The following is a 15,398-nucleotide window of genomic DNA, read 5'->3' on the forward strand; positions in this document are numbered from 1 at the left end:
AAAAACTACACCAAAACTACACCAAAATTACACCATTTGCGGTAACATTATGGTGTAGTTTGATTGGCTAGATGTGGGATAAGTTCTTGCAGATTAGGCAGTTGAATCGGTGATTGCAAATTCACCGCCGGGGTTGCCGGGAGGGGGGTGGTGTAGTTTTGCATCGGAAACGGATCCACCAGGGCACCCAGCAAATTCGGGCCAAAGGCGAACTTATGGGAAAACAGTTGGCGATCCAGATTTATGAACCGGGTGAGCGCCCGAAAGTATTGGACGACCAGCAACGGCTTTGGGGGCGAGGTGATCCGTTTCGGGACGACATGCCGGATGGCGCGGATGATGACCGGCTTGATGCGTTTGGGCCGGATGATGCGGCAGATGAATTTGTGAGGCCACATAGGAATTTCAGATTTCAAATTTCAGAGACTGACAGGGACGCCCGCGAATGACGCGAATCGGCGCGAATGGGGAGCGAAGAACATGGCATAAAAATGGCAGGTAAAAAATGATGGAAGGGTTAGACGGACCATTGGTGGAGGTCAGTTCGGTAGCAATCCGGTTGTAGCTCCAGCCTTGGGCGCGGAGTTGGACGAAACGGTCTCGGGTATCCTGATCTTTCATAGTATTCTATCGTTATAATTTTTATTGTTTCGGGGAACAGTGTAGCATGGGGGGTAGGACAAATACGGTCCTACCCTCAAAAAAGTAAAAAAAATATTTCAGGGGAAAAAGGCCGGTAAAATGGGGGCGGAACATGGCAAAACGATTAACTGGCAAAAAAATAAGACCGAAGAAAATAGAAGTTTGGAGTCAGGAGTTTATTGTTCGATTCGAGTCATTGTTATGAATGCCCCGTTTTCCGTTTCAAGACCCTGGTAGGGTGCGATCACCGCGCTTTTGCCGCTCTTGCCAATCGGAACACCTTGCGCGGGTCGCGCGGCCCACTGGCTACTGCGACAATCAGCCCCAACTGCGCCAATTTCGCGAGCCGGTCGCGTGTGGCGCGTGGGGTGAGGCCGATGTGGGCTGCAATGGCGCTGGGCGATGCCTCAGCCTGGTTCTGGAGCAGCGCGAGAACTTGCGCGTTCAAGTCGTCCGTGCCCGGTTCTGCTTGGTGCTCGCGCAGGAAGGTCACACGAAAACCGCTGCCCAGTTCCATGAACTGCGGTTCCGGCAACCCCGCTTCACGACACACGGCCGTCATCCGCTGAATCCCGCTGCCCCATTGCTCAATCAGGTGCAGTTCGTGAAATACCCGGCCCAAAACGCGATTGCGAAGCTTGGAGACGCCCTGGCGGATGTCTTCGATGGTCAACCCCGGTGGCAAGCCGCCTGGATTGTCCACCTCGATGCGGTCGTCAAAGATCGCGACGCGAAGAGGCGTCCCTCTCTGCCCATAGTCCGCATGAACCACCGCGTTAATGATCGCCTCGCGCAACGCCAACAGCGGAAAGTCCCACGCCTCTGTACTGCGCGTCTGCTCCACACGAAGTGCCCGCCGTATGTTCCGTCTCACGAACTGAAGCGCATCCTCAATCGCTTGAACCGGTTGGCCTGTGATATCTTGAGAGTCGAGAATCGTCTGTTTGTCTCGCCCGGCAAAGCTGCCTGCCCGGATGAAGGCATCAGGGAAATGCTTGAGTCGGTCGAGCCCGAAAAGCAGCATCCCGCCCACCGTCGGCACTTCGTGCCCCTGATGCAGCGTCACCAATTGCAGGCTGCGTAACTCGCTCTTCCGCAGCCGGCGAACCTTGGCAAAACACTCGGCAGCAGCTCGGAAGTCAAGGGCTTCCGTGTTCAAGCCGGGAAGCGGTTCCTCATCAAAGGAACGTCCCTGGACGACTCGCCGAAGTTCATCCACTTGGGCAGGGTCGGCCGCGCGGTTGGTCGAACCCACCCGCACATACACCCCGCCTGGAAATCCTTGCGCCTTGATGTAGTAAGGGCGTTGCTGGCTGGGGAACACCCGCACCGCGAGCACATACGTCTTTCGCCACGGGATGATTTGCAGTTCGGGTGCCAACCGCGGCTCAACGCGGTCCCAAATCATGCTGGCCAGTTGCTCCTCCGTCTTGGTGGGGTGGGCGACACCTCTCACCCGCCGCGACCCATCCTCAACTCCAAGAAGGAGAGTTCCTCCGGCCCCATTGGCAAACGCCACGATCGTCCGAATGACCTTGTCCGGTGAGGACAGGTCCCGCTTAAATTCAAGCGTCTTGCCTTCGGCTTGAGCCAGCATTTCGTTTAGCGAAATCACACTAGGAAACCTACAAGGAAGCCAACCATGTGTCAATGCTTCCGTGTTTACTGGATATAGGTAAAACCTCCAGCACCCCGCGCTGTCTTTGTCGGAAGCTCACGCCGCGCTTGGTTACTATTTTGACCACCAAGCCACAGTGGATGCCGAAATTGCCATGGAATTGGAAACCGCCGAAAAGTCCGCTCAGGCATCGCCAATTCCCTTTGCCCTCAGACTTCGTCAACTTCGTCAACGCTGATGCCCGTTACGTACGCGATCTGGAACTGATCGCCCAAGCCACTGAGCAGAGGGAATGGTAAAGCATGGTGTTCCGGATCCCACTCTAATTGTTTGCGCGGGGATTTTGATGAAGAAAATGGAAGTTTAGAGTCAGGAGTTTTCCGCTCGATTTGAGTTATTGGCCCATTTTTCGAAGCGGAAAAATTGCATTTCGCGCTTGCCCGCCACCGAGAAAACGGATAAGTTTGATTCATGCTTGCGACCGAAAAGCAATGCTCCCTAACCGCCTCGCGCCGAGTAGCGGGGGGCGATAGCGTCGAGAAAAGCAATTTCTTATCAGTTTTGATGCACTGGGCTGCTATCGGTGCCATGATTGTTGCTATGCTGGCCTTGGTGGCCCGAGCCGGCGCGACGATACTGGTTTCCAATGCCTTCAACAGCGCCAGTTGTCCGGCAGGGTGGGCAACCGAAGGGGTAGCGACGAACGCCAGCGGCAATCCTCCCGCCATCACATTTGTCAATTCAAGCGCAAACCCGACCCCTCCGCTCTACGACGGCAGCTATTTTGTGAAATTCAACTCATTTGACTGTAAAGCGGGGAGCCAAGCCCGGCTGAAGCAAACTGCCAGTTTCTCAACCGTCGGGTATGCTTCAGTGATCAACGATTTTGCATGGTTCCAAGATGCCACTTCCACTTATTCCGGATCCTCCTACACCAATGAAGGAGTTACCGTTCAGTGGTCAACCAATGGAATCTTCTGGACCAACGGGAATTCCTTCCAGCGGATTTACAGCGTTAGCGGTTGGCGGCGAATGCAGTATTATTTGCCGTCAGCGGCGCTTAACCAGCCGGCGGTTTACATCGCCTTCCTGTTCAATTCGCAATATGGCAATAACTGCTATCTTGATGATGTGCAGGTAATCGGCGTGACGCCGGCCACAAACTCAATTTCAGGTACTGTTACCAATGGCAGCGGCGGTCTTGCCGGAGTGATCGTCACCTCGTCCCCCTCAGGTAGCGCAGCTACCACGGATACCAACGGTAACTACTCGATAACGAATCTGGCGTCTGGCACGTACTCAATCACGCCATTCACTATCAACTACACCTTCTCGCCAACCTCCTATGGAAGCATCACCGTTGGCACTACTAACGCCACCGGCAAGAATTTCGCAGCCACGCCAATTTACTCGATTTCAGGCACCGTCACCAATGGCAGCGGCGGTCTTGCCGGAGTGATGGTAACCTCGTCGCCCTCGGGTAGCGCAGCCACCACGGACGCCAGCGGCAACTACACAATTACGAATTTGGTGGCTGGCACCTACACGATAACCCCATCCAAGGCTAGCTACACTTTCACTCCAGCTAACCTCTCAAACATCACCGTCGGTCCTAGCACTACCAGCAAGAATTTCAGTGGTTGGAGACCGTCTTATGTGCTCTATGTTTGGACCAACAGTCCCAGCTCGACTCCACCGTACACAAATTGGGCCACCGCCGCGCAGACCATACAAGCCGCAGTGAACTACGCGCAAGCCGGTGACATCGTGTTGGTAACCAATGGTAGCTACAACTCCGGTGGCAAAGTAGTGTATGGAGCCATTTTCAACCGCGTAGCTATCGATAAAGCCATCACTGTACAGAGCGTGGGTAATGGCGCGACATCGATTGTGGGATCGGGGGCCGGTGGCGGCACCAATAATGGAGATGGAGCCATCCGCTGCGTTTATGTGAGTGCCAATGCGATCCTGAGCGGATTCACCCTGATCAATGGGCATACGCTAACCAATGGTGATTCTCTAACAGAACAATGCGGCGGCGGGGTATGGTGTGAAGTTGGAGGGATTGTAACCAACTGCACCTTGACCGGCAATTCGGCAAGATATTATGGTGGCGGTTCGTGTGGTGGCACGCTGAACAACTGCTCGTTGACCGGCAATTCGGCCTCCTTGTATGGCGGCGGCTCGTATTCTGGCACGCTGAACAACTGCTTCTTACTCGGCAATTCAGCATACATTGGCGGTGGCTCATATGCAGACACGCTGAATAACTGCACCTTGACCGGTAATTCGGCCCGTGGGGATGGCGGTGGCGCGTTCAGTTGCCAGTTGTTTAACTGTATCTTGAGCTCAAATTCAGCCGACAAAACCAATGGCGCTGGAGGCGGTGCTTATAATTGCACGTTGAATAACTGCACGGTGACCCGGAATTCGGCCAATATGGGTGGCGGTTCATATGGCGGCACGCTGAACAACTGCACCTTGAGCAACAATTTAGTTACCGGTTATAGTGGCAGTTCGTATGGTGGCGGCTCGTGTGATGGCACGCTGAACAACTGCACACTGACCGGCAATTCGGCAAATACTGGCAGTTCGTATGCTGCTCTTGGTGGCGGCTCATATGGTTGCACGCTGAACAACTGCACACTGACTGGCAATTACGCCAGTTGGGGTGGCGGCTCCTATTATGGCATGCTGACCAACTGCACCTTGACCGGCAATTCGGCCTCTATCGGCGGTGGCTCTCATTATGACACGCTGAACAACTGCATTGTGTATTACAACACTGCGCTGGGTAGTTCTAATTTCTACAGCTCAACCTTTAGTTATTCCTGCACGACCCCCTTGCCATCAGGGGCAGGCAATATCATCAGCGAACCGATGTTTGTGAACCGTCTTGCCGGCAATCTGCGTCTGCTGGTCGGCTCACCATGCATTGACGCGGGAAATGACGCGGTTGTGCAGCCGGGGTGGCTGGACGTGGACGGCAACCCGCGCATTGCTTACGCCCGTGTCGATATGGGGGCGTATGAGTTTGTCGATACCGCCCTTCCAGCGTTTACCGGACTGACCTGGGTAACGAATCAGGTGTCCCGGGAGGGCAGCCTGGGCGTGTCCGTCCTCCTCACGCCCAACTACAATCTGCCGTCGTTCCAGTGGTATTTGAACGGCTCCACGCTTCTGCCTGACCAGACGTCGCCCACCCTGGTGTTGAACTCCGTGAAGCTGGGCGACGCGGGCGTCTACTCACTGGTGGTTTCCAACCGCAACGGTTCGGTGACCGGCACGGTATTGACGCTGATCGTGACTTATCAGATCGCCAACCTGGGTTGGACTCCGGCGAACTCGAATTTCAGCCTGAGCCTGCCAACCGAGCTGGGCCGGGCCTATTGGCTGGAGGCGCGGGACGGCTTGGTGGGCGGCCTCTGGCAGGTGATCGCCGGCCTGACCAACCGTGAGGGGTTGAACTGCTTGATGGACACGAATGCCCTGGGTACCAGACGCTTCTACCGCATCGGCAGCTCCCTGTGGCCTTGAAGCAACGAGGCAGAACAAGCGTCGCGTTTTTAGAAAATGGGTCATTCATTATTGGCTTAATTTGCATCTGATGTTCCCTTTTGTTTGCTTTGTTGCAATCGCGGCGTGGCGCTTTTCCAACTGCCAGGTGCAACCGGGTCGGAATGGCTTTGATCGTCAACGCGTGTCCCGCCGCAACAGACCCTTTTTCCAGAAACTGGGGGGGATTCAAAACTCAATTTCGCCGACCAGGACGGTTTCCTGTTTTTCGGTCAGGCGCAACGTCAGGCTTTTGCGCTGTTCGTTTGGTCGTCCGAAGTGCGTGATGACCGTGGCTTGTACGGTCACGGGGCCCATCAGGCGCGCCGCGCTCGATCCGTAGTAGTTGGCCTCGATCTTGTACATGCCATGCATAGCCTTGCGCAGGCAGTACTCCTCCGGGCCATACCCTTGGGTGAAATCGCGGCTGACGATGCCGCCGATGGTGGAGAGGTTGTGGTTGTACATGGCTTTCTCGCCGGAAGGTTCGGTGACGTGTAAGTCTATATCGGTCATGTCCGCATCCCAGGTCATACAGATGCGAACGTCAAGATCGAGCAGTTTTTGCAGGCGTTCATCCACCGGGAATTTCGCCGGATCATTGGGGAATTTGCGGATGAACTCCGCCCAATATGCGTTCAGTTCCATCAGCGCGATGACTTCAATTTCATCGAAGCGATCCCACTTGTTCATGACCACCTTGGCCAGCAATTCCATGGCGCGCGTGTAGTCCGCGCGGTTGGCGTTCGCCTGCCCGCGCCGGGCCAGCACCAGCGCCAGGTCGCGGAAGGATTGCGGTTCTTCGGGGCGCAGTTTCAACACTTCTTCAAACAAACCCGCTGCCAGGTCCAGTTGGCCGAGTTGCTCCAGCCGGTGCGCCAGCACGCGCAGCAGGGCCGCGTTTTCCAATTCCAGCTCGGCGATGTTTGAGAGTACTTGCAGGGCCAGGTCTGCCTCCTTCTGTTTGCGCAGGTATTCCGCGCAATCCAGATAGAAAGCAGGGGAGGCACTGAACTTTTTGCGCTGGGCGAGATATACGGTCAGCCGTTGGCCGGCGTCCGCCTGTTTGAGTGCTTCCAAATAGGGGGTCTTGGGATCCCATTCCTTGATCAGAATTCCCGGCTGCGGGTTGTTGACTTCTTCCAAGCGGTCTTCTTTGGCCTTCGCCCCCGGATGAGGATCGGACGCCAGCGCCATGCTAGTGCGAGCGGGTCTGGGTGCGGCCGCCGGGGCAGGGGACATGGGGGCGTCTGCGGCGCTAACGGACTCCTCCACCATCCGGGCTGAATTAAATCTCCTTTGGGCCATCGGAGCGCCATCGGGAGTTGGGTGTGGGGCGTCCGCGCTAAATCCGCCCATGGCACGGGCACCGCCCGGTAAACCAGTACGCAAAGTCTCAGGTTGTCCGTATTTGAAGTTCTCCGGGTACTTGAACTCCTTGTTCCACCAGGCGACACGGGTGTTCCACAGCGCGAGGATGTGGTCAATTTTCTGGGATTCCTGTTGTCTGGCTTGGGTGAAACGCTGTTCCATCAGGTTGGCGTATTCCGCACGCAGTGCCGGCAGCGAGGCGGGCGGCATGACTTTGTGTTCCACGTATTGGTCCAGCCGTTCCAAAACCAGCAGCGAGGTGCCGGGGGTTACCAACCCGTATTGTTTGCCCAGATCGGTGATTTCCGTTTCGTTCTTTTTCTGGAAGATCAGCAGGTCAGCCAGTTTCTTTTGCGCCCAGAATCGGCGGAGCAGCTCGCCTGGCACGGCGTCGGCGCGGGATATGGAGGCTTCGGTTTTCAACAATGTTTTCCCGCCTGCACCATATTGAACGGCCAGCCGCGTTTGCTGCGCCGTCAGTTTGCCGGCCACAGCAAAGCGTCCCTGAAGCGGGCGGACGATTTTCGGGTAAAGATCGGCACCTTCAGCCTGATCAGTGGAAGCGTTTAGGAATGAAAATGGTTGTTTGGCCATGGCTGCCAGCACCTGCTCGTCATTGAATCGGCGCAGGTTGAAGGCGCTGCCGCCGGATTGCATGGCCAGGTATTCCAGGAAGGCGTAATCCGCCGTGGTATCAGCGGTCAATATATACAGCGGGTGGTCCAGGGGCGGTGGTTCGCGTCGGCCAAAATTTCCCAGGCCATCGGTGAACAACAGGTACAGATCACTATCCGGCACTGGCGTTAGCGCCCCCAATTGGGTTCCGCCGTCGTAGTCCACGCGTGCCAGCATTTCCAGCAACTCACTGGCGTCTCCGTTTTTAATGGTGAGCGTCCGTGGCGCTGAGGCCGCATTGCGGATCAGAAGCAAATTTAGCTTCAGCTTCGCCTTGGTGAATTGGCCGAAGTACGTTTTTAACCAAGCCAGTTCGCGCTGATGATCGGAAGCGCCCCGCGAGCCGGAGGCATCCCAAAACAGGGTGACGACTTTGGGTGTGGCTGGCGGCGCGAGGTTCGCCCGAGGGTCGGACGGCCAATCTGCGACGTAAAAATAATAATTGCCATCGCTGCTTTGCTCGACCCAGGCCCGTTGTTTGGCAGTTTGCGGCAATTGAATCGCCAAATCTTCGACGAGCGCGGTATCTTGCTTGGTGACCTCCGCCACAAAACTGTCGCGCCACTTGGAAAATTCCAGGCCCATGGCTCCGCCTTTTTGCACCACGGGAGCGGTCTCGGCTTTCACCACTTCCACGCGCAGATGGAAGTCCTCCAGCTTATCTTTGAACTGGAGCGGCAAGGTGTACCGGCTGCCGGAGGGATCGGCGAGAATTTCACTGACGTAGCTCACCCGAATGGTGCGGGTGCCGCGCGCCGGGATGGGAAATACCCGGGTCTTGAAATGGTTGCCCCGGGTCCATTCGACAAGGCCGGGGTCCACGCCTTTGCGCACCTCTTTTTCAAATACCTGGCGGGCTTTGTCCTTTTCAACCACCACGCCATCCACCATCGCGCCGTTGATATCCAGGGCGTAGCCGCTGACCGTGGCGCCTTCCGGCAACGGGAAATATAAATCGCCGGCCAACTGACGCTGCGCCGCATTGAAGAACACCATCGTCATCCGCGTTTCCGCCAGGGAACCCAGAATGCGCACCTCGACATCCACCTTGCGTACGGCCAGCGGCTGGGATTTATCGTCTTCCTGGGCGACCAGCGCGGGCGGGTTGTCTTGTGCCCCGGCCCAGGTTGCTGTCAGGAGCAATATAAAAAGAAGGGAATGCCGGGATACCCGGTCGCGGAAGCTTGCCAACGTCGTTTTCATATATTCACGATAATACATGGTGGTTGGACGGCAAAGCAATGTGCTTTACTCCCATTATTTGTTGGCAGACGGGCAGGCAACGGGTAGGTTTACGGCCATGGCAAGTGGTCGAAATCAACAAAAAGAGCAAGTGGCGATGTGGTCGGTGGTGTCGAACGCCATTCTGGTGGTATTGAAGTTCGCGGTGGGGTTGCTGATCGGGTCCGTTTCCGTGATCTCCGAAGCGGTGCATTCGGGCGTGGACCTGGTTGCCTCGGTGATCGCCTATGTGGCCGTGCGCAAATCGGCGCAGCCCGCCGATGATGACCATCCCTACGGGCATGGCAAAGTGGAGAACATCTCGGGGACGGTTGAGGCACTGTTGATATTCCTGGCGGCGATCTGGATCATCTATGAATCCGTGCAGAAATTGCGGCATCATGAACCGATGGACGCCCCGTTTTGGGGTGTCATGGTCATGCTGCTGTCGGTGGTGATGAATACGTTCGTTTCACGCTGGTTGATGAAGGTGGGGAAAGAGACGGAATCGGCGGCGCTGTTGGCGGACGCCTGGCATTTGCGGACGGATGTTTATACCTCCATCGGCGTGATGACCGGGCTGGGGGCGATCTGGATCGGCGGCAAACTGGCGCCGGGACTTAGTTTATGGTGGCTGGATCCCGTGGCGGCGATCCTAGTGGCCTTGCTGATCTTCAAGGCCGCCTGGGATTTGACCATGCAATCCAGCCGCGATTTGCTCGATGTCAAGCTGCCTGAGGAGGAGGAAGCGCGCATTCGCGAGATCGTCGGACGTTTTGCGCCTCAAGCCAGTGGCCTGCACAAGCTGCGCACCCGCAAAGCAGGCCATGAGCGGTTCGTGGACTTTCACCTCGAGGTGGACGGACAGATGACGGTCGAGGCCTCGCACCAGTTAAATCATGAAATCGCCAAGGCGATTAACGACACCTTTTCGAGCTGTAACGTTCATATTCACATTGAACCGCGCAGGCTGAACTCCAAGCCTCCGGTACAAAATCAGTGAGCCGTGGTGCGAAGTGATCGAAGATGTTCCGCAGGGCTGCATCAAGCGTGTTGGTGCGTTACGAATAATACGAGATGGGCAGGGTCTGTGGTTCCGTACCCCCTCACCTCTTTCCTCTCCCTCGGGGAGAGGGAAAGCCGCTTGCCGCGTGGTGATATTCCAAGTGTCATTCGCGCGCTCCCGCCGCTTCCGTATTCTGCGCCGGACGCCAAAGACCTGCAAACAGCCTATAATCCGCTCTCGCAGCCGTAGAATGGACCTCCTCTCCCCAAGGGAGAGGAAAGAGGTGAGGGGGTATGAAACTCCGGGAATTACCCCACTGTCAAAATCTCCCGCGCCACAATATTTGAGCAGCCCCAAGTACACTCGCGCTCACTCCAGTGGACGGGGCAAATCCAAAGCGGTGTCGCCCGCCGCCCCCTTTTCCCCCGGCAGTTGCCACCGCAAAAAAATTTCCCGCGCCGCCACGTTTGAGACTCGTCACCTACGTTTGCGGTTGGGCTTCCCCACGCCCCCACTGGCAGGTTCATGGGTTCAAAGAGCGGAATCTGGTTTCGGGGAATTCTCACCATGGCTGCGGCTCGTTCATGGAGAAGAGCGCCATCATGGCGCAACCCATTGCTTCGGTCGTCACCCAGTCGGCTGGCTTGCCGTTCTTCAGCACGCGCGGCGTCCAGTCCGGTTGCACTTCATAGAGGATACCGCCGCCGGGAGCGTAGTAGGCTTTCTCCAGGAGCACGCGCGTCATTGCGTTCACCATGGATTGGTATTTGCCGCCGGTGAGTTGATTGGCGACATGGAACGCCTGCAACAGGTGAAACTGCCGTCCGCTTTCCTTGGACTTATTGGAGAGCTTCGGCTGGCCGGGGTTTCGAAAGTCAGGGCCGTTGAACTCAACGCCCGCAAAGTAACCGCCGTCCTTGGTGTCCCATAAACCGAGTTCGTTCACGTCCGCCGTCAACGGCGTGAGCAAATCCGTCGCGCGGTCGAGCCAGATTGGTTTCTTGGTGACGATATAAGCGTGTAGCAGCGAAAGCACATCCTGCCCCATGCCGCCCAGCCGGACATGCCCGCCATCCGCGACGTAGTGCTTGACCTTCTCGCGATAAATTTTCTGGTTTGGATTGGCGGAGCCATCGGGCAACCGCACTTCGTCCATCTGGGCAAGAAAAACGTGGTGTTCCTTGAGGTAGGCGTGATCATAGACGAATTGCACGAGCCGCTCGCCCTTGGCGGTCCATTCGGGCTGCTTAAACTCCGTGCCCGCTTGCACCATCGCGCAGCCGATTTGCAGCGCGTGGTCCACGCGATAATAGCCGTTGGTCTTCTGCGGCGGTTTTAATTTGTACACCGCGCCGATGTCGTCACGATACAGTTTGCTGACGAAGTGCTCCACCTGCCCGCGTGCGGTCGTGCGGAAAAAATCGTCACCCGACAATTGCCAAAGGCTGATGAGTTCATCGTAAATCCAGCCGCGTTCATTCTTTGCGTCCGCGAATTCCTTTTTCACGATGGCGCTGAAACGCCTGATCTCACCATCGAACTGTGGGTCATGCGGATGCTGGTGTTTGAAGTAAAACAAATTATGGAGGTAACGCAGGTCGGTGAGGTCGTCGTGACGCGTCTGTTCCGGCGCATCACCATCGGGTTCGCCGGAGCCATTGAGGTTCACCACCAATGGTTGTGTGCCGGTGCGCCAGTTGATCCACAAACCGCCCAAGCCATCGGTGCCTTTTGCCTGCGCATTCAAACCGTTCGTTTTGATGTTCGTGAGCATCGCCAGAATCACCGAATCGGCGGTGCGTGGCATCCCGGTTTTCGCGTCCGCAGCGGCGGTGCTAAATGCGGCGGCAACCAGCAAGCCCAACACAAGGCGGAACGGGCAGAACCTCGTTTTCATCTGGGGTACCGCCCAAAAATAAAGGATGTGCATAACATTGGAGTAGGACGGCTTTGGTATCAGGCGGGTTACAAAATTTGGCGGTCAAAGGAATCATCGCTTTTGGATTCTCTTTGCCCAACAGCTTGAGACCGTTCATCAGGCTCAAGCGGTTAGTTTGAAGGTGGGCTCGACTGGTACGTTTTGCCATATCTGGCAATGGCCTGTTTGCGGTAGGCGGTATAAAGGTCACGCTCTTGGGGGGGTGGGAAACTTGACAAACGTTGGCAATAGTTGCACACTGCGATTATGAAAATGGAAACGATCAATATTTCGTTGCCGCCGGAGATGGCGGAATACGTCCGCAATAGTACCCAACGATTTTACGGGAACCAGAGCGAATTCTTCCGCGACTTGGTCCGGCGAAAGTTCCAAGCTGAGATTGAGGCGGATGTCCAGTTTTTGGAGAAAGCCATTGAAGGGGCGCCGTCTGGGCCAAGCCAGGAGCAAATTGACATCATTATTGCCACGCAAAAGGAAGTACGCCGGGAAAAGATCGGGCGATGAAGGTTGTCTTCGACACCAACGTGGTGATTAGCGCCGCTTGGCGGGGTGAAGCGTTTGTCTGCTTGGTGCGGATGGCCAGGCGGTTGGTAACACCTTATGCCAGCCAATCTGTGCTGGCCGAGTTTGACGCGACCGCCAAACGACTCGATGGACGAAAGTCTTTCAAAGACACAAAGAACCCCTGGCCAATATTTCATTGGTACGCGGACACGGTAACGATCATTGAACCAGCAGCCCTTGGCAAACAACGAATCCGGGGCCTGAAAGAGGATATGTTCATTGCGTGCGCGCTGGCTGCCGATGCCAGACTGCTGGTTACGTATGACCGTGATTTGCTTGATCTTGAAAAACCGTTTGGCGTCCAGATAATCAAACCGGCGGATTTTTTAAGACGAACCCGAATGAACGAATAAGCAGTAGAACATCCAAAACACCCTATGAGAGCAGTCATTCAACGGGTAACGGAAGCCTCGGTGGTCATTGCCGGCCAGGTGCGCAGCGTCATTGGCACCGGCCTGTTGGTATTGCTGGCGGTGGAGGATGCGGATACGCCCGAGGACATCGAATGGCTGAGCAGCAAGATTGTCCGGTTGCGGATCTTTAACGACGAGCAAGGCTTGATGAACCGTTCGGTGCAGGACGTGCAGGGCAGCCTTCTCGTGGTCAGCCAGTTCACCCTGTACGCCAGCACCAAAAAAGGCACCCGCCCCTCATACAGCCGCGCCGCACGGCCGGAAATCGCGGTTCCCCTTTATGAAGCGTTCTTAAAAAAGCTGGCGGAGGATCTGGGCCGCCCGGTATTCGCCGGTGAATTCGGCGCGGATATGAAGGTGGCGCTGCTGAACGATGGGCCTGTAACCATCCTTGTGGATACGAAATCGCGGGAGTAATCTCTCTCGGTGCTTACTGGAATGAATTGGCCGAATACAAGACAGGTTTTGCGCGGAAGGACCCGGGGTCTATGACCGGTGAATCACGCGCTTGCGGTGAATGACGGTTCAACGCTTATGCAAACAGCGGATTTTGATTTTCAATTACCAGAAGCCTTAGTCGCACAACATCCGGCGATGGCCCGAGATCAATCCCGCCTCCTGGTTGTCCATCGCGCCACGGGACAATTGGAACACCGCCAGTTTCGCGATCTGTCCACCTTCCTGCGTACCGGAGATTTGCTGGTGCTGAACGATTCCAAGGTCATTCCGGCACGGCTGCGTGGCGAAAATGCGCGATCGGGCGGAGAATTCGAGTTGTTGTTGCTCGAGGAAAAGGCGGTGAACGATTGGTGGGCGATGGTGCGGCCTGGAAAACGCGCGCGGCCTGGTACTCGCATTGTGTTGCGCGATCATGCGCGGCAGGCTACCGGAGTGAGCGCGGAAGTGGTGGAAATCAACGAGGATGGCCATCGCCGATTGCGGTTCACCGGCACGCCGGATATCCGGACCAACCTGGATGCCTTGGGCGAAATTCCACTGCCCCCCTATATTCGCCGTGATCCCTATTGTGTGGTGGACGAGGACTTGCAGCGATACCAGACCGTCTATGCGCGTGATCCCGGCTCGGTGGCCGCCCCCACTGCCGGGCTGCATTTCACGGAGGCGATTCTGGCCGCGTTGCGCGCACAGGGGGTGGAAACCACCCGCGTGACGCTGCATGTGGGGCCGGGGACCTTTGCGCCGGTCAAGGCCGACGAGGTCGAACAGCACATCATGCACGAGGAACGCTATGAAATCAGCGCGGCCACCGTACAGGCTATCACGGACGCACGCGCGCGGGGCGGACGCGTGATCGCTGTGGGTACCACCTCGTTGCGCACCTTGGAGAGCGCGGCGCAAGCAGATGGAACCATCGTGGCCGGGCCGGGCCGAACCCGCCTTTTTGTGTATCCGCCGTATCCATTCAAGGTGGCGAATGCGCTATTGACCAATTTTCATTTGCCACGCTCTTCGCTGTTGATGCTGGTGAGCGCGTTTGCCGCGCCGGGAAAGATGCAGGGACGGGAGTTGGTGCTGGGCGCGTATGCAGAAGCAGTGCGGCAAGAGTACCGCTTTTTCAGCTACGGAGATGCCATGTTGCTGATATGAATGTCACCCGCCTGGTTGCTCGTAACCGCCGCACAACGGTTCGCCCGTTTGTCTTCGTCAATATGGCCGTTACAGCGGATGGGAAAATCGCCTCTGCGAACCGTGCCGTGTCGAGTTTTGGCAGTGCGCGCGACCAACAGCATTTGTATGAGCTTCGGGCGCAGGCGGACGCCGTGATGTGCGGTGCCCGTACGCTGAATGGTGGCGAGATTTATTTGGGCAACGGACTTGAGAAATTCCGTCGTCTGCGTTTGCGTCACGGGCTGGCGGAATATCCGCTGCGCGTCATCGTGACCGGTTCTGGCACGATCAACCCGGAGGCCGCGATTTTTCGGAAACGGTTCTCGCCGATTCTGGTGCTTACAACGAAGTCGGCCTTGCCTGCTCGTCTCAAGCGATTGCGCATGCTAGTAGATGAAATCCGGTTTTGCGGACGCGACCGGATTGATTTCCCGGACGCGCTGGCCTGGCTGGCAGGAAAGTGGGGTGTGAAACGACTGCTTTGCGAAGGCGGAGGCGAACTGAACGACGCTTTATTCCGGGCTGATCTGGTGGATGAGTTGCATCTGACCATTTGCCCGCTCATTTTTGGCGGGCGACAGGCGCCTACCATTGCGGATGGGGAAGGGGTGGAACACCTCGCGCAAGCGGCACAATTACGGCTGAAATCCCGTCGGCGGATTGGCGACGAACTGTATTTGGTTTTTCGGCGGGCATCGCCCCGCCCGGCGGCCTAGCCCCAGTTTACGAGTTAGCATAGTCGTTTTTCTGTAAGCTGTTTTGGTT

General features: G+C 56.6%; 12 protein-coding genes. 7 read left to right on the top strand and 5 right to left on the bottom strand.

From position 1 onward, the window contains the following. Positions 1 to 47: 47 nt before the first annotated feature. The 3 genes from WCO56_05125 to WCO56_05135 form a co-directional block, all read right to left on the bottom strand. Positions 48 to 398, bottom strand: coding sequence for a hypothetical protein (locus WCO56_05125; GenBank protein ID MEI7728928.1), 351 nt, complete (start codon positions 396 to 398; stop codon positions 48 to 50). Between the two features lie 7 nt (positions 399 to 405). Beyond that, positions 406 to 621 (bottom strand): hypothetical protein, encoded by a 216-nt coding sequence (locus WCO56_05130; protein MEI7728929.1) that lies wholly within the window; start codon positions 619 to 621, stop codon positions 406 to 408. A gap of 265 nt (positions 622 to 886) precedes the next feature. Beyond that, on the bottom strand, positions 887 to 2,257 hold the full coding sequence (locus tag WCO56_05135) for a helix-turn-helix domain-containing protein (protein MEI7728930.1): 1,371 nt from the start codon (positions 2,255 to 2,257) through the stop codon (positions 887 to 889). Positions 2,258 to 2,848: 591 nt separating this feature from the next. On the opposite strand from WCO56_05135, the gene WCO56_05140 reads away from it, so the two are divergent. Then, positions 2,849 to 5,797, top strand: coding sequence for a carboxypeptidase regulatory-like domain-containing protein (locus WCO56_05140; GenBank protein ID MEI7728931.1), 2,949 nt, complete (start codon positions 2,849 to 2,851; stop codon positions 5,795 to 5,797). 207 nt (positions 5,798 to 6,004) lie between these two features. On the opposite strand, the gene WCO56_05145 is transcribed toward WCO56_05140, so the two are convergent. Then, positions 6,005 to 9,064: a VIT domain-containing protein gene (locus WCO56_05145; protein MEI7728932.1), complete on the bottom strand. Its 3,060-nt coding sequence runs from the start codon at positions 9,062 to 9,064 to the stop codon at positions 6,005 to 6,007. Between the two features lie 97 nt (positions 9,065 to 9,161). Between WCO56_05145 and WCO56_05150 the strand changes: the two genes are divergently transcribed. Then, positions 9,162 to 10,085 (top strand): cation diffusion facilitator family transporter, encoded by a 924-nt coding sequence (locus tag WCO56_05150; protein MEI7728933.1) that lies wholly within the window; start codon positions 9,162 to 9,164, stop codon positions 10,083 to 10,085. A 565-nt stretch (positions 10,086 to 10,650) separates the two neighbouring features. Here the strand turns inward: WCO56_05150 and WCO56_05155 are convergent. Next, positions 10,651 to 11,985: a hypothetical protein gene (locus WCO56_05155; protein MEI7728934.1), complete on the bottom strand. Its 1,335-nt coding sequence runs from the start codon at positions 11,983 to 11,985 to the stop codon at positions 10,651 to 10,653. Positions 11,986 to 12,273: 288 nt separating this feature from the next. Between WCO56_05155 and WCO56_05160 the strand changes: the two genes are divergently transcribed. From WCO56_05160 to WCO56_05180, 5 genes are all read left to right on the top strand, one after another. Then, the gene (locus WCO56_05160; protein ID MEI7728935.1) at positions 12,274 to 12,531 is read left to right on the top strand and encodes a type II toxin-antitoxin system ParD family antitoxin; all 258 of its coding nucleotides are present in this window, start codon (positions 12,274 to 12,276) and stop codon (positions 12,529 to 12,531) included. Beyond that, positions 12,528 to 12,944 (top strand): putative toxin-antitoxin system toxin component, PIN family, encoded by a 417-nt coding sequence (locus WCO56_05165; protein MEI7728936.1) that lies wholly within the window; start codon positions 12,528 to 12,530, stop codon positions 12,942 to 12,944. Before WCO56_05160 ends, WCO56_05165 begins: the two co-directional genes overlap by 4 nt. 24 nt (positions 12,945 to 12,968) lie before the next feature. Further along, on the top strand, positions 12,969 to 13,421 hold the full coding sequence (gene dtd, locus WCO56_05170; protein ID MEI7728937.1) for a D-aminoacyl-tRNA deacylase: 453 nt from the start codon (positions 12,969 to 12,971) through the stop codon (positions 13,419 to 13,421). A gap of 117 nt (positions 13,422 to 13,538) precedes the next feature. Then, positions 13,539 to 14,612 carry a tRNA preQ1(34) S-adenosylmethionine ribosyltransferase-isomerase QueA gene (gene queA / locus WCO56_05175; GenBank protein ID MEI7728938.1) on the top strand — a complete coding sequence of 358 codons (1,074 nt, stop codon included), beginning with the start codon at positions 13,539 to 13,541 and terminating at the stop codon, positions 14,610 to 14,612. Then, the gene (locus tag WCO56_05180; protein ID MEI7728939.1) at positions 14,609 to 15,349 is read left to right on the top strand and encodes a dihydrofolate reductase family protein; all 741 of its coding nucleotides are present in this window, start codon (positions 14,609 to 14,611) and stop codon (positions 15,347 to 15,349) included. Before queA ends, WCO56_05180 begins: the two co-directional genes overlap by 4 nt. Positions 15,350 to 15,398 lie beyond the last annotated feature (49 nt).

It is taken from the genome of Verrucomicrobiota bacterium, from assembly GCA_037139415.1.
GTDB lineage: Bacteria > Verrucomicrobiota > Verrucomicrobiia > Limisphaerales > Fontisphaeraceae > JBAXGN01.